Here is a 19,149-nt window from a genome sequence, read left to right as displayed (position 1 = left end):
CGTCGGGTACAAAAGCAGGATTCTGATCGTGACCGAACAATTGCGTACAACAGCGCCAATTTCGAAAAGTGCAAGTGTGGCTTCCTCGCGCATTTTCACACTTCGAACTCTGTTCATACTTACTCTGTTAGCTTCACCTGTTGAATTGAGAGCGCAGGACCCCGGAAATACCACTGATTCAGTACCGGTTATTCCAACTGCTCCCACCTCGGTAGAGGGAACGCTGGAGGAACTTGAAGCAACCAGAGAGGCTGAATTCGATTTTCCTGCAATCGATAATGCGCTGAAACCGTGGTTGGATTGGAAAGCTCGCCTGGCCGAACGTTATGGCTTCAATCTGGGTTTTGACTACAGCTTCAACACTCAGTGGTCCGACAATTCTGTAGGTGACACTCACGCAACCGGTGGGATTTTCCGGGCCTTCCTTTCGTGGGACCTGATAAATCGACACGATCCCTCCAGAAAAGGTACTTTGGACTTCAGAGTTGAAAACCGCCACCGGATTGGTACGGCTTTGCCGCCAGAAGCGCTGGCAGCCAACTTTGGTTGGGTCGGAACGAGCGCACCGGATTGGTCTAATCAACAATGGGGGATCACAGTCTTGAAATGGCGTCAGCGATTAGACGTTGGCGATGCCCCAATTGAGGTCAATGTCGGCTACATGAGTGCGTTCTCGCAGTTCGACATTACGCCATACTCCGACAACCTTACGTCGTTTCAGAACAACAGCATTATCTTAAACCCTACTATTGGGTATCCGTCAGCCGGTTCGTTTGGAATCTCAGGGTACATCGGCATTCCTCGCACCAACTTCTATGTTTTGGGCATGGTTATGGATGCCAATGGGCAATACGATAGCTTGAGCTTTGATACTCTGGGTGATGGCGACTACTTCAAAGCTCTTGAGTTTGGTTGGACCGATCAAAGCGTGTCCGATGCTTCGTTTTTGTTCAACAACGTTCACGTGGCTCTTTGGCACACCGACGATGACAATTACGGTGTCGGCCTAACAGGCAGCTATACCTTCGAAAATTCGCGCATTGGAACTTTTGCACGACTTGCATGGGCAAACGAAGATGCCAGCACACCGTACCAAAGATACGCAGCCGCTGGTATTACGAAGGGCGTTTTCCGAGCAAGTGAAGTGGGACTTGGAGCTAGTTGGGGTCGACCGCCAAAATCAGATGAAGACCAAGTTGCAATCGAAGCATTCTATCGCTGGCAGGTCGCTCAGAACTTCGCAATTACGCCAAGTATACAGTACTTGGATAATCCTGCATTCAACTCAAGCGACGGTGCAGTGACAGTTCTTGGGTTACGAGCGCGACTGACATTTTGAATTGGCGAAGGCGCTGCATTCGGAAGTATGACCTCGGAGATTCCGAATGCACTCGCTCCATCCAGCTCTCAAGGCAACTGTAGATCGGGACGAGTTTTGCCAATGCCGTTAAGTGAATGATGGTCTGCTCTCGTGAAACGACTTGAACTTTGCAAAGTCCGCTTACTGCGCATCACAGACCTTCTCGAGAATCCAAGCAAAAAGGCCGCATGGAACCCAAGGGGCCTTGGGAGGCCCCATGCGGGGTTGGGCACCGCAAAGGACAAAAACCGTAACAACCACGCCAAAAACTGATTGAATTCATCGAGAGGGCAGACAATCGCGCAGCGCAAAACTATGGGCAAACTACGCAAACTTTTGGGGTGCGCGAAGTGTTATGCGCAAACCTACATCCCTAGAAATCCAGATTTTCCACGCTTAGCGCATTTTGCTGGATGAATTCTCGGCGCGGTTCGACTACATCGCCCATCAGTTTGGTGAACAGGTCATCCGCCTCGACCATGTCATCCACGCGGACCTGCAACAGTGTACGTGCATCCGGGTCCAGCGTGGTTTCCCACAGCTGATCAGGGTTCATTTCGCCCAGACCCTTGTAGCGCTGCAGAGACAGGCCCTTTTCGCCTTCTTCCAGAATGGCGCGCAACAGGTCCAGCGGGCCGTGGATGGCCTGCGTCCGGTCGCGGCGGATCAGGGTGGCGGGGGTGTTGTAGACCTCTTGCAGGCTTTGCGTGAAGCTGCCGGTTTTGCGTGCCTCACCAGACCGCAGCATGGGGCCGTCCAGTGTACGGACCTCCTCGACGCCGCGCAGGATGCGGGCCAGACGAATGCCGTGATCCTGTGTGATCCGGCCCTGCCAGCCGCGTTCATATTCCAGCGCGATCAGGTCCAGACGAGCGGCCACCTTGTCCGCGACGCCTTGCAGGTCGGCATCGACCGCACCGGGTACAAAGGCACCGGCTACCGCAGCCTGTTCCAGAATGTGACGCGGGTAGTGGGTTGGGAAGGCGTCCAAAACACGTTTCAACTGACGCGCTTCATCGACCACTCGGGTCAGATCCTGCCCGATGATTTCCTCGCCCGAGCCCAGTTTCAGGACCGCGCCCTCGACCCCCTGATTGATCAGGTAGTCGTCCAGAGCCGCCTGATCTTTCAGGTAAACCTCTGATTTACCACGCGAAACCTTATAGAGCGGTGGCTGTGCGATATAAAGGTATCCACCTTCGATAAGCTCTGGCATTTGCCGGTAGAAGAAGGTCAACAGCAGAGTCCGAATATGCGCGCCGTCCACATCGGCATCCGTCATGATGACGATCTTGTGGTAGCGCAGCTTTTCGATGTTGAACTCGTCCCGACCAATGCCGGTGCCCAGCGCCATCACGAGGTTGCCAATTTCCTGAGATGACAACATCCGGTCAAACCGCGCGCGTTCGACGTTCAGGATCTTACCACGCAACGGCAGTACGGCCTGAGTGAGACGGTCCCGACCCGTCTGGGCGGAACCACCGGCCGAGTCACCCTCGACGAGGAAAACTTCAGTCTTAGACGGATCTTTCTCGGAACAGTCCTTCAGCTTACCGGCCAAATAGTTCACATCCATCGCCGTCTTGCGGCGGGTCAGTTCGCGGGCTTTGCGGGCGGCTTCACGGGCTAAAGCGGCCTCGATGATCTTGCCGACGATCCCCTTGGCCTCATTCGGGTTCTCTTCGAACCACTCGGCCAGCTTTTCGTTCATCAAGCCTTCGACCGCGGGGCGCACCTCGGACGACACCAGCTTGTCCTTGGTCTGGGATGAGAATTTCGGATCAGGTACTTTAACCGACAACACGCAGGTCAGACCTTCGCGCGCGTCATCGCCGGTGAAGCTGACCTTTTCCTTCTTCGCGATCCCGCTGGACTGCGCGTAATTGTTGATCGTCCGGGTCAAAGCACCCCGGAACCCGGCCACATGCGTGCCGCCGTCCCGCTGAGGGATGTTGTTGGTAAAAGGCAGGACCGTCTCGTGATAGCTGTCATTCCACCACATGGCGATTTCCACGCCGATGTCGTCGCGTTCACCCTTGATATAGATCGGCTCAGGCATCGCTGGTGTCTTGGACCGGTCGAGGTATTTGACGAATTCTTTAACACCGCCCTCATAGAACAGCTCGGTTTCCAGCCGTTCGGCGGGGCGCTCGTCGATCAGGATGATCCGCACGCCCGAGTTCAGGAAGGCCAGCTCACGCAAGCGCTTTTCTAGCGTATCGAACGAATATTCGAGGTTCGAGAATGTATCGGTCGAGGCCAGAAACCGCACTTCGGTCCCGGTCCGTTCACCACACTCCTGAACCACTTTCAGATGCTCTGCTGTCTCGCCACCTTCAAAGCGCGCCACATGTTCCTTGCCGTTGCGCCAGACGCGCAGCTCTAGCCAATCGGAAAGGGCGTTCACCACCGAGACACCCACGCCGTGCAGACCGCCCGACACCTTGTACGAGTTGCTGTCGAACTTACCGCCCGCGTGCAGTTGGGTCATGATGACCTCAGCGGCGGACACACCCTCTTCGGGGTGAATATCCACCGGAATCCCGCGCCCATTGTCGCTGACTGAAACACTGGAATCGGCGTGGATTTTTACGGTTACATGGTCGGCGTGACCGGCCAGCGCCTCATCAATTCCGTTGTCTACGACCTCATACACCATATGGTGCAGACCCGAGCCATCATCCGTATCCCCGATATACATACCTGGACGTTTCCGAACAGCTTCTAAGCCTTTGAGAACTTTAATGGAATCAGCGCCGTATTCCTGTGGTGCCTGTGCGTCGTCGGACATGCCGTTAGTACCTATATTATTTTGGTAACTTATACGTTTTCTGGTGGGGAATGTCACGCGCTCCCCCAAGATTTTGTGGTTTTCTCTGCCGTTTTCGGCCGATCAAAGCCGGTCCAAATCCGACGCGATATCTGCGGCGATTTCTGCGGCATTCACATCGTTGCGTTCGGCGGACAATCGCAGGCCCAGAATGTCCGACTGATACCGTGCAGCCAGCCGATCCGGGTCGTGATCCGGCCCGATCTCTCCGGCTTGCTGGGCACGACGGAAGAGCGTGGCGAAACACTCTTTCATCTCGACCATGTGGCCACTCGCCTTGTCCGCCAACTCATGACCTTTGGCCTGCAATTCCGCATAGGTCTTGGCCAGCATACAGGCATGCGTCGGCACAGCACCCGCGTCGATCACCACATGCGGTTGCGCTTTCAGTGCCCGCAACGGACCCATCTCATCAGCCATCGCCATCAGACGCGCTACGCCGTCCTGCGCGTATCGCTCTAATGTCAGTGCATAAAGCGCATCCTTCGACCCGAATGCGGCATAAAAGCTGCCAGGTTTCAGGTTCAGCGCGTGTTCTAGATCTTTCAGCGACGTGCCGGCCCACCCCTGCCGCCAGAATATATCCCGCGCCTGCGCAATCAGCGCATCCCGGTCGTATGATGGTTTTCTTGGCATCGCCGTCACCAATTCTTGAACGTTTGCTCAAATATATACTTGAGCGATCACTCAAGAAAGCTTAAATGTGATTCACTTCGCCGGAAACAGGAGCTTTGACATGGCAAACTTCCCCTCTCATGACCTCGAAACAGCGCCCGAAGGGTCCAAACCGCTGCTGGAAAAGTCGCAGGCCGCATTTGGGCGCCTGCCCGGCCTGCACAAGGTGATGGCCGAAAGCCCCCAGCACCTGGAAGCTTACCAGATGCTGCACCACCTGTTTCTGCAAACCGATTTCGACAATGACGAGAAAACCGTCGTATGGCAGACCATCAACGTGGAAAACGAATGCCACTACTGCGTGCCCGCCCATACCGGCATCGCCAAGATGATGAAGGTCTCGGACGAAATCACCGAGGCGCTGCGCAACGAAACCCCACTGCCGTCCGCCAAGCTTGAGGCACTGCGCACCTTCACCCTGCAGGTGATGCAAAGCCGCGGCAACCCGAGCGAGGAACAGCTGCAAGCCTTCTTTGACGCAGGTTACTCGCACCGCGCGGTGCTGGACGTGGTGCTGGGTCTGGCTCAGAAAACCATGTCGAACTACATGAATCACATGGCGCAAACCCCGGTCGATCAGGTGATGCACGGCTTCCTGTGGGAACGCAAGGTCAGCGAACCTGCCTAAGCGACAACCGAGGACCCGTCGCTTTCGGTCACAACCAGCGTCTGGGCCCGGTCGCCCAATTCCACAAACAGCTCAGGCCCGGTGCCCGTCATCCAGGCCTGCGCACCCAAGGCGCAAATCTCGTCATAGAGCGCGGCCCGCCGTCCGGCATCCAGATGGGCGGCCACCTCATCCAGCAGCACAATCGGCGGTGCACCCACCATCCCCGCCAGCGCCCGCGCATTCGACAGGATCAGCGAGACCAGCAGGGCCTTTTGCTCTCCGGTCGAGCAATCCTTGGCCGGAACGCCCTTGGCCGCGAACACACCGTACAGGTCCGATCGATGCGGCCCCACCAAGGTCCGCCCCGCCGCCAGATCGCGAAACCGGCTTTCATTCAGCGCCTCACGCAGATCCTCAACCGTACCCGGCATCGCGCCCTCAGACTGCACCAATTCCAGATCAGCCGAAGGAAACGCGGTTTCAGCTTGCTCCTGCGCCCCGCGCAAATGCTCCAAGGCCGCCAAACGCGTCGTATGGATGCGATGCCCGGTCTCGGCCATCTGCCCTTCCAGCGCGGCATACCAATGGGCATCCCGCACCTGCTCTTTCAGCAGGCGGTTGCGTTCGCGCATGGATTTCTCATAGGCCAGCGAGGCCTCGGCATGAGTGGGATCGAAACTCAGCGCGATACGATCCAGAAACCGCCGTCGCCCCTCAGCCCCTTCGATCCACAGCCGATCCATCGACGGGATCAGCCAGACCACGCGCGCCAGCTTGCCCAGATCAATCTGACTGGCCGCCTTGTCATCAATCCGAACCTGCCGCGCAGCGCCCCCTTCGGACCATGTCTCGATCTCATAGCCTTGCCCCTGTGCGTTCAGCAGGCCTGACAGCTTCCACCCCAGCGCTTCGGGTCGTCGCGTCATCTCAGCGGCACTCGCCCTCCGCATGCCGCGACCGGGCGAAAACAACGACACCGCTTCCAGAATATTGGTCTTACCGGCCCCGTTCGGCCCATGGATCGCCACCGGCCGCCCATCCAGAGACAAACGCGCCAGCTTATGAGACCTAAAATGCGAGACCGTAAGCTCGGTCAGGGCCAATCCCATGACCCCTCCCTTCTTCTGTTCAAAAATACCTCCGCCGGAGGCATCGCGCGCCAGCGCGATCAGACGCGCATCGGCATGACAACATAAACCGCGCTTTGGTCATTGCCTTCGCGCATCAGGGTTGGATCACCGGCCGAATTGAACAGGAACACCGCATTTTCACGATCCACCTGAGACGCAATCTCCAGCAGGTATTTCGCGTTGAACCCGATCTCCAGCCGCTCATCGCCATATGCCACGGCCAGTTCTTCCTCAGCCGCACCGCTATCGGGCGCATTGACCGACAAAACCAGTTTATCCGCATCCAACTGCAACTTCACCGCGCGCGAGCGTTCGGACGAAACAGTCGCCACCCGGTCCACAGCCTGAGCGAACTCGGCGGCATCCACTTCCAACTGGCGCGTGTTGCCTTGCGGAATAACACGAGTGTAGTCGGGGAAGGTGCCGTCGATCACCTTGGAGGTCAGCGTGATATCGGGAGTAGCAAAACGCACTTTCGTCTCGCTGACCGAGACAGCGATGTCCATCTCGTCATCGTCCAGCAGCTTGCGCAGCTCACCTACGGTTTTACGCGGTACGATCACGCCCGGCATGTCTGCCGCCCCATCAGGCAAGTCCGCATCGATGCGCGCCAGACGATGCCCATCGGTGGCCACACAGCGCAGCACCTTACCGCTATCGGACCCATCGGCCACATGCATATAAACGCCGTTCAGATAATAGCGCGTCTCTTCCGTCGAAATTGCAAATTTCGACTTGTCAAACAGCCGACGCAGCAAGGCTGCTGACGCAGTAAAGTTCGATTGATATTCCGAGGACGCCATCACCGGGAAATCCTCTTTCGGCAGCGTCGCCAGCGAGAAGTTCGACCGCCCGGCCTCGACCGTCAGACGCCCTGCGGCGCTGTCAGCTGTCAGCGTAACCAGCGCGCCATCGGGCAGTTTCCGCACAATTTCATGCAAGGTGGTGGCGGCCACTGTGGTCGCGCCCGCGCGTTCTACCTGCGCTGGGGCCTTATCGACCACCTCGATATCCAGATCGGTGGCACGGAACATTGCCTGGTCACCTTCGGCCTCGATCAGCACATTGGCCAGTATCGGAATGGTGTTGCGACGCTCCACAACGGATTGGGCCTGCGAAACGGCCTTGAGAAGGGTGCCGCGTTCGATGCTGATCTTCATACCCTCAATTCCTCTGACTTGCGTGCCGATAGGGGCGGGACTGGCACGTTAGCGGTTCCACCCTGAGGCACAAGGATTTTTTATGGATTTCTGAGTCGGATTGCCCAAAGGGTCAAGGGCCACGTGGCCGCTTGGGCACAGTTCCCAATCAACCGTGGAGTTTATCGCACAAGAAAACGCCCCGGATGTGAGGCTCCGGGGCGTTTTCCTGTTTTCTGAAGATACGTCCTACGCCTCCAGAGCGCGGCGCAGCATTTCCACGTCTTCGGCGATTTGACCGTCGGTGGTCTTCAGCTCTTCGATGCGCTTCACACCATGCATAACGGTGGTGTGGTCGCGCCCGCCAAACCGACGCCCGATCTCGGGCAGCGAGCGGCTGGTCAACTGCTTGCACAGGTACATCGCCACCTGACGCGGGCGAGCATAAGACCGCAAGCGCTTGGGGCCGATGATATCCGACAGACGGATGTTGTAGTATTCGGACACTTTGCGCTGAATCTCCTCGACGGTGATCTTGCGCTCTGAGGCACGCAGCACGTCAGCCAGACAATCCTGCGTCAGTTCCATATCGATCTCACGACCTACCAGCGAGGCAAAAGCAAACAGACGGGTCAGCGCACCTTCCAGCACCCGCACATTGGTCGAGATGCGGTGGGCCAGAAATTCCAGCACGCCATCAGCGATCTGCAGGTCGGGATAGGTGGCGCTATAGTGCTGTACCTTGTTCTGCAAAATGCCCAGACGCAGCTCATAGTCAGTGGGATGCAGATCCACAACCAGACCACATTGCAGGCGCGATTTGACACGGTCTTCCAGATCCTTGATCTCACCCGGCGCACGGTCGGCCGAGATGATGATCTGTTTGTTCTGATCCACCAGCGCGTTGAAGGTGTGAAAGAACTCTTCCTGCGTGGAATCCTTGCCTGCGATGAACTGCACGTCATCAACCATCAGCACGTCGACCGAGCGGAACAGGTGTTTGAAATCCATCATCCGGCGTTCGCGCAGGGCCTGAACGAAACGATACATGAACTGTTCTGCTGACAGGTACAGCACGTTCAGATCAGGGCGCTTGGTCTTCAACTCCCACGCAATGGCGTGCATCAAGTGGGTTTTACCCAGACCAACACCACCATACAGAACCAGCGGGTTGAAGGTCACCGGACCGCCTTCGGACACGCGGCGCGCGGCGGCATGGGCCAATTCGTTGGGTTTGCCGACAACAAACGTATCAAAGGTAAAACGGGTATCCAGCGGAGCAGCTTGCAGGGACTCAAGCGCCTCATTTCCGACGGCGGCCTGCTGCGACAGAGGCTCATCCTGCGGGACTTCGACCGCAGGTGTTGCTTCGACCGAAGGGCGCGCAGGCGAATTGGCCGCGACCCGAAAGGCCAGACGCTGAACGGATTCCCCGGATGTATTCATCTCATACAGAATCAGGTCGGCAAAATTCTGGCTGACGTAATTGCCCATAAAGTTCGTCGGCACCGAGAACACCGCAACGCCATCCTGAACTTCTTGGAATTGCAGAGGTTCAATCCAGGTCGTGTAATTGTTCTTGCCGATTGCCTTGAGCAAATTGTTTTGCAGTAGTCCCCATTTCTCTTGTGTCATTCAGCGCCTCACGCATCCCATTCTTTATTGGCCTGTCGGCCTTATTAATGTGTCCGGTTACCCGGTTCTGACGCTCACTCGCAAAAAGGATACCCACCCGCCGAACCCGCAAAGTTCGGCGCCTTCGTCCCAGAAAGCCTGCACAGACCAATTTCGCAGACGTTCCATAACCGGATCGCCCCGAAAACCGGGTCGTGGCTCGCAATCTCAATTTTCGACAGGGCCTAGGTTCTTGGTGCGCCAAGTCCCACAGCAGACCGGCAATCCGGTGCAACCGGTTGCCGACAATCGTTCCCTGACCATCCTGATGCCCGTCAGTCCGGTCGGTGAAACAGCCTGTCCCCCCAAGCGAGTGAATCGCTAAAACAGTGGTAGCAAGAGGGTGACGCTCGGGGCAACGAAACTCTGATATTGACTCGGGTCTGGGGGCGAAAGAATCTCTCGGTTTCGTGCGGACGCGGTATTCTGGCAACAGCAGAAAGGGCGCCGCACTGTGCGACGCCCTTTAAATAGATCAGTCTTGCTTACGTGACCTAAGGTCACCAGCGGTCACTGTGCGACTCAGCCCAGCGCTTTGACGCGGGCCGACAGCCGCGACATTTTACGCGATGCGGTGTTTTTGTGGAAAACGCCTTTGGTGACGCCGCGCATCAGTTCGGGTTGTGCTGCGCGCAGGGCAGCAGTTGCTGCGTCTTTGTCTCCGGAAGCGATCGCTTCTTCAACTTTGCGCAGGTAGGTGCGGATGCGCGAACGGCGCGCTTTGTTGATTGCAAAACGCTTTTCGTTCTGACGTGCGCGTTTCTTTGCCTGGGGCGAGTTAGCCATGTGTCTCTGACCTTTGTTCGGTACGGTTATCTAGGGTTGCGCGCCACGGAATTATCCGCACCGGATCAGAAATCACGAGTGTGAGTCGGGCCAAGCGGGCCGCACGCGCATGTATAGCGGCGGTTACTATCCAAACTGCCGGGGTTTGCCAAGCAGATTCTTGTAGCCGCGTATCAGACATGAAAAAAGGCGGGCCCTGCCCGCCTGATCCGATATGCCGCCCGCTTACTTGTCGCGGAATTGCGCGGCCCGTTTTTCAAGGAATGCAGCCATGCCCTCTTTTTGATCTTCAGTCGCAAACATCGAATGGAAGACGCGGCGTTCGAACAGCATCCCCTCGCTCAGCGTCAGTTCGTAGCTGCGGTTGACCGCCTCTTTCGCGGCCATTGCACTTAGCTGAGATTTCTCTGCGATCTTCTGTGCGGCGGCCATCGCCTCTTCTAGAAGTTTCTTGGCCGGCACCACGCGGCTGACAAGACCGGCGCGTTCTGCTTCGTCCGCGTCCATGAACCGACCGGTCAGGTTCATGTCCATCGACTTGGACTTGCCCACGAAGCGGGTCAGTCGCTGGCTGCCGCCCAAACCTGCGATCACGCCCAGATTGATCTCGGGCTGGCCGAACTTGGCGCTGTCCGCGGCGATGATGAAATCGCATAGCATCGCCAGTTCACACCCACCGCCCAACGCATAGCCTGCCACGGCTGCAATGATCGGCTTGCGGATGGCCGTCATGCGGTCGTTCAGATCCGCAAACAGATTCGTAGTGTAGACGTCGACAAAGCTCATCGTGGACATTTCCTTGATATCCGCGCCTGCAGCAAATGCCTTGTCCGAGCCGGTGATGACGATGCAGCGCACCTTGTCATTGCTATCGGCATCTTCCAATGCCGCGCACAATTCGCCGATAAGCTGCGAATTCAGCGCGTTCAGCGCATCGGGTCTGTCCAGCTTGATAAGAGCGACGTGGTCTTCGATTTCGACGATGATCGTCTCAAAAGCCATGAGGTGTAAGCTTCCGGTTGTTCCGTTCAGATACGATTCATTATCACGCGCAAAAGCTGGATCAAGTTATCTTTGGCATTGCGCGCAATAGAAGGATGAGCGACCGGACTGGGTGATTCTCTTGATCGGCGCACCGCAGCCTTCGGTACGGCAGGGTTCGCCTTCACGCCCGTAGACATCAAAGTTGTGCTGAAAATATCCAAGTTCTCCATCGGCTTGGCGGAAATCACGCAGGGACGACCCGCCGGCCTGAATGGCATCTTGCAGGACCTGCCGGATAATAGGGACCAGCGCTGCAACACGCGGCGCCGAAATTTTCCCGGCCTTGCGACGTGGCGACACTCTGCCGCGATAAAGCGCCTCGCAGACATAGATATTCCCCAATCCGGCAACGATTCCCTGATCCAGCAGTGCGGATTTGACAGGGGTGTTCTTGCCCATGAACGCATCAATCAGGTGCTGCTCGTGAAAGTCATTGCCCAAGGGTTCCGGCCCCAGAACCGAGAGCAGCTTATGCGCCTCGGCATTCGCGGTGGGCAACAGGTCCATCGCCCCGAACCGGCGCGGGTCGTTAAAGGTGACGCGCGCACCATTAGCCATGTGAAAGACCACATGGTCATGTTTTTGCGCCGCAGGATGATCATGCACGAACTGACCCAACGGATCGCCCGAGACCGTCATCCGCCCCGACATGCCCAGATGAATCAGCAAGGTCTCGCCGCTGGAAAGATCGGCCAGAATGTATTTTGACCGCCGCCGCAACCGATCTATCCGCTGCCCCGTCAGCCGCTCGGCCATACGGTCGGGGAAGGGCCAGCGCAGATCGGGACGGTTCACATCGGCGCGTTCGATCACCACCCCCTCCATCGCCGGGGTCAAACCGCGTCTTACTGTCTCGACCTCGGGCAATTCGGGCATTAGATGGCTCCTATTCCAAAGGGCCGCATTGTGCCCGCCTCTTATGGCCCTATAACAGAGGCGAAATTCGACGAACGGCAAGGCTTATGTCCGACAACAGCGACAAGACCACTCATTTCGGGTTCGAAACCGTACGCGAGGCTGAAAAGGCCGGGCGTGTGCAAGGCGTGTTCAACTCGGTCGCCTCGAAATATGACGTGATGAACGATGTCATGTCGATGGGGATCCATCGGGTCTGGAAAGACGCGATGATGGACTGGCTGGCTCCGCGCCCCGGTCAGCGCCTTCTGGATGTCGCGGGTGGTACCGGAGACATTTCCTTTCGTTTCCTCAAGCGCGCGGGGCACGGCCACGCCACCGTTCTGGACCTGACCGAGCCGATGCTGGTCGAAGGCCGCCAACGCGCCGAAGCAGATCAGATGGCCGACAGCCTGAACTGGGTGGTGGGCGACGCCATGTCCCTGCCCTTCGAGGACAACACCTTCGACGTCTACACGATTTCCTTCGGCATCAGAAACGTGACCCGCCCGCAAGAGGCACTGAACGAAGCCTACCGTGTGCTGAAACCCGGCGGCCGCCTGATGGTACTGGAGTTCAGCCAGTTGCCGAATGACGGGCTGCAAAAGCTCTATGACCTCTACAGCTTCAACGTCATCCCGCGCATGGGCAAGCTGATCGCCAATGACTACGACAGCTATCAATATCTGGTCGAGTCGATCCGCAAATTCCCCGATCAGGAAACGTTTCTGGGCATGGTTCGCGCGGCCGGGTTCGAAAACGCCAAATACCGCAATCTCAGCATGGGTATCGCCGCGCTGCATTCCGGCTGGAAGATCTAAATGCGCGGCCCTCACAACATCATCCGCCTGATCCGCACAGGCGCCACGCTGGAGCGCACGGGCGCCATGAGCGTGGTGCTGGACGCGTTCGAGGCTCCGCCTGCGCTTCGCTTTGTGGCCCACGCTCTGGGCAAACCTTTTCAATGGCTGGGCTACAAGGGCGACCCCGACATGCCCCCCGCCACCCGCGCCCTGACGGCGCTGGGTCCGGCTTATATCAAATTCGGTCAAGTGCTTTCGACCCGCCCCGACGTGGTTGGCAATGAACTGGCCGCCCATTTGCGCGTGCTGCAAGACAAACTGCCCCCATTTTCCCGCGATGAAGCCATGGCCGAAGTCGCCAAAGAACTGGGCCAACCCGTGGATGAGGTGTTTTCGGAATTCAGCGAACCCATCGCCGCGGCTTCCATCGCGCAGGTTCACAAGGCCAAGCTGACTAGTAACGGTGAGAATGTCGCCGTCAAAGTCCTGCGCCCCGGCATCGAACGCGCCTTCCGCAAGGATGTGGACGCCTTCTATTTCGCCGCCCGCATCGTGCAGCTCTTCGCCCCCGGTGCACGCCGCTTGCGCCCAATGGAGGTGATCGAACATTTCGACGGTGTCGTGCGGGGCGAACTGGACCTGCGTCTGGAAAGCGCCGCAGCCTCGGAATACGCGGCCAACACCAAGGATGATTCCGGGTTCTGGCTGCCTCCGGTGGTTTGGTCGCTCTCTGCCCGCCGGGTCATGACCCTTAGCTGGGCGGACGGCATCCCGTTGGGCGACAATGACGCCTTGGACGCCGCCAATCATAACCGTCGCGATCTGGGCGAACGCGTCCTGCGGCTTTTCCTGTTGCACGCGCTTCGTGACGGCTATTTCCACGCCGACATGCATCAAGGCAATCTCAAGGTCGCGGCAAATGGCGATATCATCGCCTATGACTACGGCATCATGGGTCATATCGACGAATATACCCGCCGGGTTTACGCGGAAATCCTCTTTGGCTTCATCCGCCGCGACTATAAACGGGTTGCCGAGGTGCATTTCGAAGCGGGCTATGTCCCCGCCAATCAAGATGTAGACGAATTTGCCCGTGCCCTGCGCGCAGTCGGAGAGCCCATCTTCGGCATGGACGCCACCCATATCTCGATGGGCCGTCTGCTGAATTACCTGTTCGAAGTGACCGAACGTTTCGGTATGGAAACCCGCACCGAACTTATCCTGCTTCAACGTACAATGGTTGTAGTCGAAGGCGTGGCCCGTTCGCTCGACCCGCAGGTTAACATCTGGGAAGTCGCCCGCCCCGTGGTCGAGGACTACATCAAGAAATCCATCGGTCCCCGGGCGGCCCTGCGTGATTTCGGCAAAACGGCACTGGTCCTTGCCCGTTTCGGCCCCCGCCTGCCTGCGCTGGTCGAAAACGCGCTGATCGCCCAAACCCAAAAAGACGACCCCAAGTCTGCTCGCTTCTGGTCCGCGGCACTTCCTGCAACGATCGGAGCCGCCGCAGGCGCAGCCATAGTGCTGATCCTTTCGGCGCTCAGCTAAAACCGATCCGCCCTTCATCTGGCTGAAAATATCCTCGGGGGGATTCGCGCCCAAAGGCGCGAAGGGGGGCAGACAGCCCCCCGACACGGTCTCAGATCAGAGCAGTTCGAAGGCAATGGCGATACCCTGACCGCCGCCAATACACATGGTTACCAGACCTTTGGACCCGCCAATCCGTTCCAGCTCATACAGCGCTTTCAGCGTGATGATCGCCCCGGTTGCCCCCACCGGGTGGCCCAGCGCAATCGCGCCGCCGTTCGGGTTCACCTTGGTCGCGTCCAGCCCAAGCTCCTTGTTCACCGCCAGCGCCTGCGAGGCAAAGGCCTCGTTGCTTTCGATCACATCGAAATCCTCGACCGACAGGCCGGTGCGGGTCAACAGGTTTTGCACCGCTGGCACAGGACCAATACCCATCACCTCAGGGCGCACACCAGCGTGACCGTAACCCAGAATACGCGCTTTCGGCTTCAGACCCGCCTTCTCAGCCGCGTCAGCCGTGGCCAGAACCATCGCCGCCGCACCGTCGTTGATGCCCGACGCATTGCCCGCCGTCACCCGACCATCCTTCTTGAACGCCGGGCGCAGACCCGCCAGCGCCTCGATTGAGGTCGTCTTGGGATGCTCGTCGACCACGAAATCGACCATGTCGCGCTTGACTTTGACCTGAACCGGCGTGATCTGGCTCTGGAAGTACCCAGCCTCAATCGCGGCAGCAGCACGGGTCTGGCTGGTCAAGGCGAACTCATCCATCTGCTCGCGCGTGACCTGGTGCTCATCCGCGACGTTCTCAGCCGTGACACCCATATGACCAGTGCCAAACGGACAATTCAGCGCACCCAGCATCATGTCCAGCGACTTGATATCGCCCATTTTTGCACCCCAGCGCGCCTGCTGTAGGATATAGGGGCTGCGCGACATGCTTTCGGCACCACCGGCCACAGCAAAATCTGCATCACCCAACATCAGCGACTGCACTGCCGACACAATCGCCTGCGCACCCGAACCGCATAGTCGGTTCACGTTCATCGCAGGCGTTTCGACCGGAATTCCCGCCTGTTTGGCAGCGGCCCGAGACAGATACATATCACGCGGTTCTGTGTTGATCACATGGCCGAACACAACATTGCCGATCTGACCACCTTCGACGCCCGACTTCTCCATCGCGGCCTCAGTCACAACGGTCGCCAGATCAATCGGCGCGGTCGAGGCCAGTGCCCCGCCAAACGTGCCAACCGCGGTGCGGGCACCATCCAGAATAACGATGTCTTTCATATCTCATCTCCTCTTGGGTCTGGCGGCACTATTACGTCCTGCAGCGTAGCTGTCCTATACGACGTACCGTCACAAGCAGAATTGACATCGCTCCTCCAAAGGCGCATGAGTTTCCGTAATGACGGAAACCACAGACGATATCCTGACACGCCTGCCTGCCCGCCTGAAAGAAGCGCGCCGCGCCAAAGGCCTGTCGCTTGAGGCCGTCGCCAACCTCAGTGGCGTGTCCCGCTCCATGGTCAGCCAGATCGAACGCGGGGAAAGCAGCCCCACCATTGCGACATTGTGGAACCTGACACGTGCGCTGAATGTAGACTTTGCCGGGCTTTTGGATGAAGAGGTTCAGGGCGACACAATTGAAGTACTGAAACAGTCGGATGTGCCCAGTATCGACAATATGGGGTATGGCTGTCGGATCGGCATCCTCTCCCCGCCAGAAGATGCCGGTGGGCACGAAGTGTACGATATCTGGTTCGAGCCGGACGGAAAACTGATCAGCCAACCGCATGCAAAAGGCTCTCGCGAACATTTGACTGTTTTGATGGGATCGGTCGAGATTGAATCAGGCACCGCAACTGAGGTTCTGCATCAAGGCGACACAGGGCGTTATGCAGCGGATGTTGCGCACTCGATCATTGCACATAATGGACCGGCACGCGTTTTTCTAATTGTGAAAACCGGTCTATAGGATCGACCGGCCGCCTGAACAGGCGGCCAGTCCGGATTGATAAATTATTACTCGTCGGGTAGGTCGTTTGCGCCGCGGGTTCCTCCACGGTTGGACACCTGACCGTCTGTACCGGTAATGCTGCTGAGACTGCTTCCAATATTGCCCCAGCCGCCATTTCCGCCGCCGCTCACCGCCGAAGCAGTGCCTTTGCCTTTGCTTCCAAAGTCCCGACCGAGCGTGGCCGCGCCACCTGAAACAGCCCCGGCCATCGACTGAGCAAGCCCACTGTTACCACCACCGGTATTGCCTTTGCCAGGCCCTGCGAAAGCCGCTGTTGCACCGAACATCAGAGCCAATGCCGCGACTGTTGAGATCTTAGTCATATCGTTTCCCTCCCAGTTGATATGCAGATGAATACGCGGCGTGGAAAAAAGTGGATCACATTGAGTTCAGCAAAAAGTTATCACTTAAAGCTTCCTTCAATCCGCAATGTAAGAAAATTTTCCGTAATATTGCAATTCTTCTATTTCGGAAATGCATCCGCTATGCTAGACACCGGGGAGCTATGGAGGCCCAGATGGCAAATGCATTCCTATCACACATCACGGACACGCTTTCGCAGATCGAATCCGAGGGTCTGTATAAACGCGAACGCATGATCACCTCGCCTCAGGGCGGTGAGATTACGGTGGGCGACAAGCAGGTCATAAACTTGTGCGCCAATAACTATCTGGGTCTTGCCGATCACCCTGCGCTGATCGACGCCGCCGTTGGTGCGATGGGCCCCAAGGGGTTCGGCATGGCCTCGGTCCGGTTCATCTGCGGTACACAAGACATCCACCGCGAGCTGGAACAGAAGCTGGCGCAGTTCCTGAACAAGGATGATGCGATCTTGTTTGCAGCTTGTTTCGATGCGAATGGCGGGCTGTTCGAGCCGCTACTGGGTCCTGAGGACGCCATCATCTCGGATAGTCTGAACCACGCTTCGATCATCGACGGGGTACGGCTGTGCAAGGCCAAGCGCTATCGCTACATGAACAACGATATGAACGATCTGGAGGCGTGGCTGAAACAGGCGCGCGCGGATGGGGCGCGGCATATCATGATCGCCACCGACGGCGTGTTTTCCATGGATGGTTATCTGGCCAACTTGCCAAAAATCCGTGAACTGGCCGATATGTATGACGCAATCGTCATGGTCGATGACTGCCACGCCACCGGCTTCATGGGGCCGAACGGTGCCGGCACGCCGGATCATTTCGGCGTCGATGTGGACATTCTGACGGGAACTTTGGGCAAGGCACTTGGGGGGGCAATCGGCGGTTATATCGCCGGGCCGCAGCCAGTGATCGACCTGCTGCGGCAGCGGGCGCGGCCCTATCTGTTCTCGAACTCGCTGCCGCCTTCGATCGTCGCCGCCGGGCTTGAAGCGATCCGTCTGGTCGAACAAGGCGACATGCTGCGCGCCCAACTGTTCGGCAACGCCAAATACTGGCGGGAAGGTCTGGAAAAACTGGGCTTTGACCTGCTGCCCGGCGAACACCCGATCATCCCGGTGATGCTGGGCGAGGCGACGCTGGCGCAAGACATGGCCAACAGGCTGTTTGACGAGGGCGTATATGTCTCGGGCTTTTTCTTCCCGGTCGTCCCGCGCGGACAGGCGCGGATCAGAACACAAATGAACGCGGCGCTGACCCGCGACGAGTTGGACCGCGCCTTGGCCGCGTTTGGCAAGGTCGGCAAAGAACTAGGAGTGATTTCGTGATCCTACCCTCTGTAATCGACGCGATTGGGAATACCCCGCTTGTAGACCTGTCGCGGATTTGTCAGCACTTGGATCTGGACGGGCGCATTCTGGCCAAACTGGATTACCTGTTGCCGGGGTTCTCGAAAAAAGACCGCGCCGCGAGGTCGATCATCGAACTGGCCCGCGCAGATGGCACCCTGTCACCGGGGCAGACGGTCGTTGAGCTGACCTCGGGCAATATGGGCACCGGGCTGGCGATTGTCTGCGGCATTCTGGGGCATCCTTTTGTAGCGGTGATGAGCGCAGGAAACTCGGTCGAGCGCGCGCGGATGATGCGCGCTTTGGGGGCCGAAGTCGTGATCGTGCCGCAAGCCGAGGGCAGCAAACCCGGCGAGGTATCGGGCGCGGATCTGGCACTGGTGGATGAGACCGCACAACGCATCACGGCCGAGCGCGACGCTTTTCGGGCTGATCAATTCGGCCATTCCGGCAATCCCAAATCCCATGCAACCGGCACTGGACCCGAAATCTGGGAGCAATCCGGCGGCACCGTCACAGCCTTTTGTGATTTTGCGGGCTCTGGCGGTACTCTGGCCGGGGCCGCCGCCTATCTGACGCCGCATGGCGTGCGCTGCTATGCCGTGGAACCCGAAGGCGCGCGGGCCATCGCTGGCGAAGCCATCACAAACCCCGATCACCCAATCCAAGGTGGCGGATACGCAATGGATGATCTGGTTCACCTGAACGGCATCTCATTGGCCGGGCATCTGTCCGTGTCAGGCGACGCAGCGCGGGATGGGGCGCGGTTGCTGGCCCGAACCGAAGGCATTTTCGCAGGCTACTCGGCGGGTGCCAACCTTGCCGGCGCGATCCAGCTGCTGCGTGGCCCGGAAAAGGGCGGCTGCGTTGCGATTGTGATGTGTGACAGCGGGTTGAAATACCTGTCGACCGATTTGTGGGAGTAATC

17 protein-coding genes are annotated in these 19,149 nt (G+C 58.1%); 7 read left to right on the top strand and 10 right to left on the bottom strand.

Going from position 1 to position 19,149, the window contains the following annotated elements:
• Positions 1 to 28: 28 nt before the first annotated feature.
• Positions 29 to 1,339 (top strand): carbohydrate porin, encoded by a 1,311-nt coding sequence (locus ACR0DB_RS14225; protein ID WP_480551720.1) that lies wholly within the window; start codon positions 29 to 31, stop codon positions 1,337 to 1,339.
• A 394-nt stretch (positions 1,340 to 1,733) separates the two neighbouring features.
• On the opposite strand, the gene gyrB is transcribed toward ACR0DB_RS14225, so the two are convergent.
• The gene (gene gyrB / locus ACR0DB_RS14220; RefSeq protein WP_170770902.1) at positions 1,734 to 4,151 is read right to left on the bottom strand and encodes a DNA topoisomerase (ATP-hydrolyzing) subunit B; all 2,418 of its coding nucleotides are present in this window, start codon (positions 4,149 to 4,151) and stop codon (positions 1,734 to 1,736) included.
• Positions 4,152 to 4,253: 102 nt separating this feature from the next.
• Positions 4,254 to 4,826: a TetR/AcrR family transcriptional regulator gene (locus tag ACR0DB_RS14215; RefSeq protein ID WP_170770904.1), complete on the bottom strand. Its 573-nt coding sequence runs from the start codon at positions 4,824 to 4,826 to the stop codon at positions 4,254 to 4,256.
• A gap of 100 nt (positions 4,827 to 4,926) precedes the next feature.
• On the opposite strand from ACR0DB_RS14215, the gene ACR0DB_RS14210 reads away from it, so the two are divergent.
• Positions 4,927 to 5,493 carry a carboxymuconolactone decarboxylase family protein gene (locus ACR0DB_RS14210; protein ID WP_480551717.1) on the top strand — a complete coding sequence of 189 codons (567 nt, stop codon included), beginning with the start codon at positions 4,927 to 4,929 and terminating at the stop codon, positions 5,491 to 5,493.
• Here the strand turns inward: ACR0DB_RS14210 and recF are convergent.
• The 6 genes from recF to mutM form a co-directional block, all read right to left on the bottom strand.
• A complete protein-coding gene (recF, locus tag ACR0DB_RS14205; RefSeq protein WP_480551715.1) occupies positions 5,490 to 6,584 on the bottom strand; it encodes a DNA replication/repair protein RecF in 1,095 nt (364 codons plus the stop codon). The genes ACR0DB_RS14210 and recF overlap by 4 nt on opposite strands.
• A 59-nt stretch (positions 6,585 to 6,643) precedes the next feature.
• Positions 6,644 to 7,765 (bottom strand): DNA polymerase III subunit beta, encoded by a 1,122-nt coding sequence (gene dnaN / locus ACR0DB_RS14200; RefSeq protein WP_480551713.1) that lies wholly within the window; start codon positions 7,763 to 7,765, stop codon positions 6,644 to 6,646.
• Between the two features lie 228 nt (positions 7,766 to 7,993).
• Positions 7,994 to 9,379, bottom strand: coding sequence for a chromosomal replication initiator protein DnaA (gene dnaA / locus ACR0DB_RS14195; RefSeq protein WP_480504139.1), 1,386 nt, complete (start codon positions 9,377 to 9,379; stop codon positions 7,994 to 7,996).
• 561 nt (positions 9,380 to 9,940) lie between these two features.
• A complete protein-coding gene (gene rpsT, locus ACR0DB_RS14190; protein ID WP_170351928.1) occupies positions 9,941 to 10,204 on the bottom strand; it encodes a 30S ribosomal protein S20 in 264 nt (87 codons plus the stop codon).
• Between the two features lie 225 nt (positions 10,205 to 10,429).
• A complete protein-coding gene (locus tag ACR0DB_RS14185) occupies positions 10,430 to 11,206 on the bottom strand; it encodes an enoyl-CoA hydratase (RefSeq protein WP_170790064.1) in 777 nt (258 codons plus the stop codon).
• A 66-nt stretch (positions 11,207 to 11,272) separates the two neighbouring features.
• The gene (mutM, locus tag ACR0DB_RS14180; RefSeq protein ID WP_480551711.1) at positions 11,273 to 12,124 is read right to left on the bottom strand and encodes a bifunctional DNA-formamidopyrimidine glycosylase/DNA-(apurinic or apyrimidinic site) lyase; all 852 of its coding nucleotides are present in this window, start codon (positions 12,122 to 12,124) and stop codon (positions 11,273 to 11,275) included.
• Between the two features lie 86 nt (positions 12,125 to 12,210).
• On the opposite strand from mutM, the gene ubiE reads away from it, so the two are divergent.
• Together ubiE and ubiB are read left to right on the top strand one after the other, a co-directional pair.
• Positions 12,211 to 12,963, top strand: a complete 753-nt coding sequence (ubiE, locus tag ACR0DB_RS14175; protein ID WP_480551709.1) for a bifunctional demethylmenaquinone methyltransferase/2-methoxy-6-polyprenyl-1,4-benzoquinol methylase UbiE — start codon at positions 12,211 to 12,213, stop codon at positions 12,961 to 12,963.
• Positions 12,964 to 14,493 carry a 2-polyprenylphenol 6-hydroxylase gene (gene ubiB / locus ACR0DB_RS14170; RefSeq protein WP_480551707.1) on the top strand — a complete coding sequence of 510 codons (1,530 nt, stop codon included), beginning with the start codon at positions 12,964 to 12,966 and terminating at the stop codon, positions 14,491 to 14,493.
• 96 nt (positions 14,494 to 14,589) lie between these two features.
• On the opposite strand, the gene ACR0DB_RS14165 is transcribed toward ubiB, so the two are convergent.
• A complete protein-coding gene (locus tag ACR0DB_RS14165) occupies positions 14,590 to 15,765 on the bottom strand; it encodes an acetyl-CoA C-acyltransferase family protein (RefSeq protein WP_480551705.1) in 1,176 nt (391 codons plus the stop codon).
• Positions 15,766 to 15,883: 118 nt separating this feature from the next.
• Here ACR0DB_RS14165 and ACR0DB_RS14160 point away from each other — a divergent pair, with 118 nt between their 5' ends.
• Complete coding sequence (locus ACR0DB_RS14160) at positions 15,884 to 16,453, top strand: XRE family transcriptional regulator (RefSeq protein ID WP_170770923.1); 570 nt, start codon at positions 15,884 to 15,886, stop codon at positions 16,451 to 16,453.
• Between the two features lie 47 nt (positions 16,454 to 16,500).
• Here the strand turns inward: ACR0DB_RS14160 and ACR0DB_RS14155 are convergent, their stop codons facing one another.
• On the bottom strand, positions 16,501 to 16,818 hold the full coding sequence (locus tag ACR0DB_RS14155) for a hypothetical protein (RefSeq protein ID WP_170786457.1): 318 nt from the start codon (positions 16,816 to 16,818) through the stop codon (positions 16,501 to 16,503).
• A gap of 194 nt (positions 16,819 to 17,012) precedes the next feature.
• Here ACR0DB_RS14155 and ACR0DB_RS14150 point away from each other — a divergent pair, with 194 nt between their 5' ends.
• Together ACR0DB_RS14150 and ACR0DB_RS14145 are read left to right on the top strand one after the other, a co-directional pair.
• Positions 17,013 to 18,200, top strand: a complete 1,188-nt coding sequence (locus ACR0DB_RS14150; RefSeq protein WP_480551702.1) for a glycine C-acetyltransferase — start codon at positions 17,013 to 17,015, stop codon at positions 18,198 to 18,200.
• Positions 18,197 to 19,147, top strand: a complete 951-nt coding sequence (locus tag ACR0DB_RS14145) for a PLP-dependent cysteine synthase family protein (RefSeq protein WP_480551700.1) — start codon at positions 18,197 to 18,199, stop codon at positions 19,145 to 19,147. Before ACR0DB_RS14150 ends, ACR0DB_RS14145 begins: the two co-directional genes overlap by 4 nt.
• Positions 19,148 to 19,149 lie beyond the last annotated feature (2 nt).

The organism is Ruegeria sp. AB6 (genome assembly GCF_056542685.1).
Note: the sequence above shows the minus strand (reverse complement) of the source record. Positions and strands in the feature narration are given on the sequence as shown.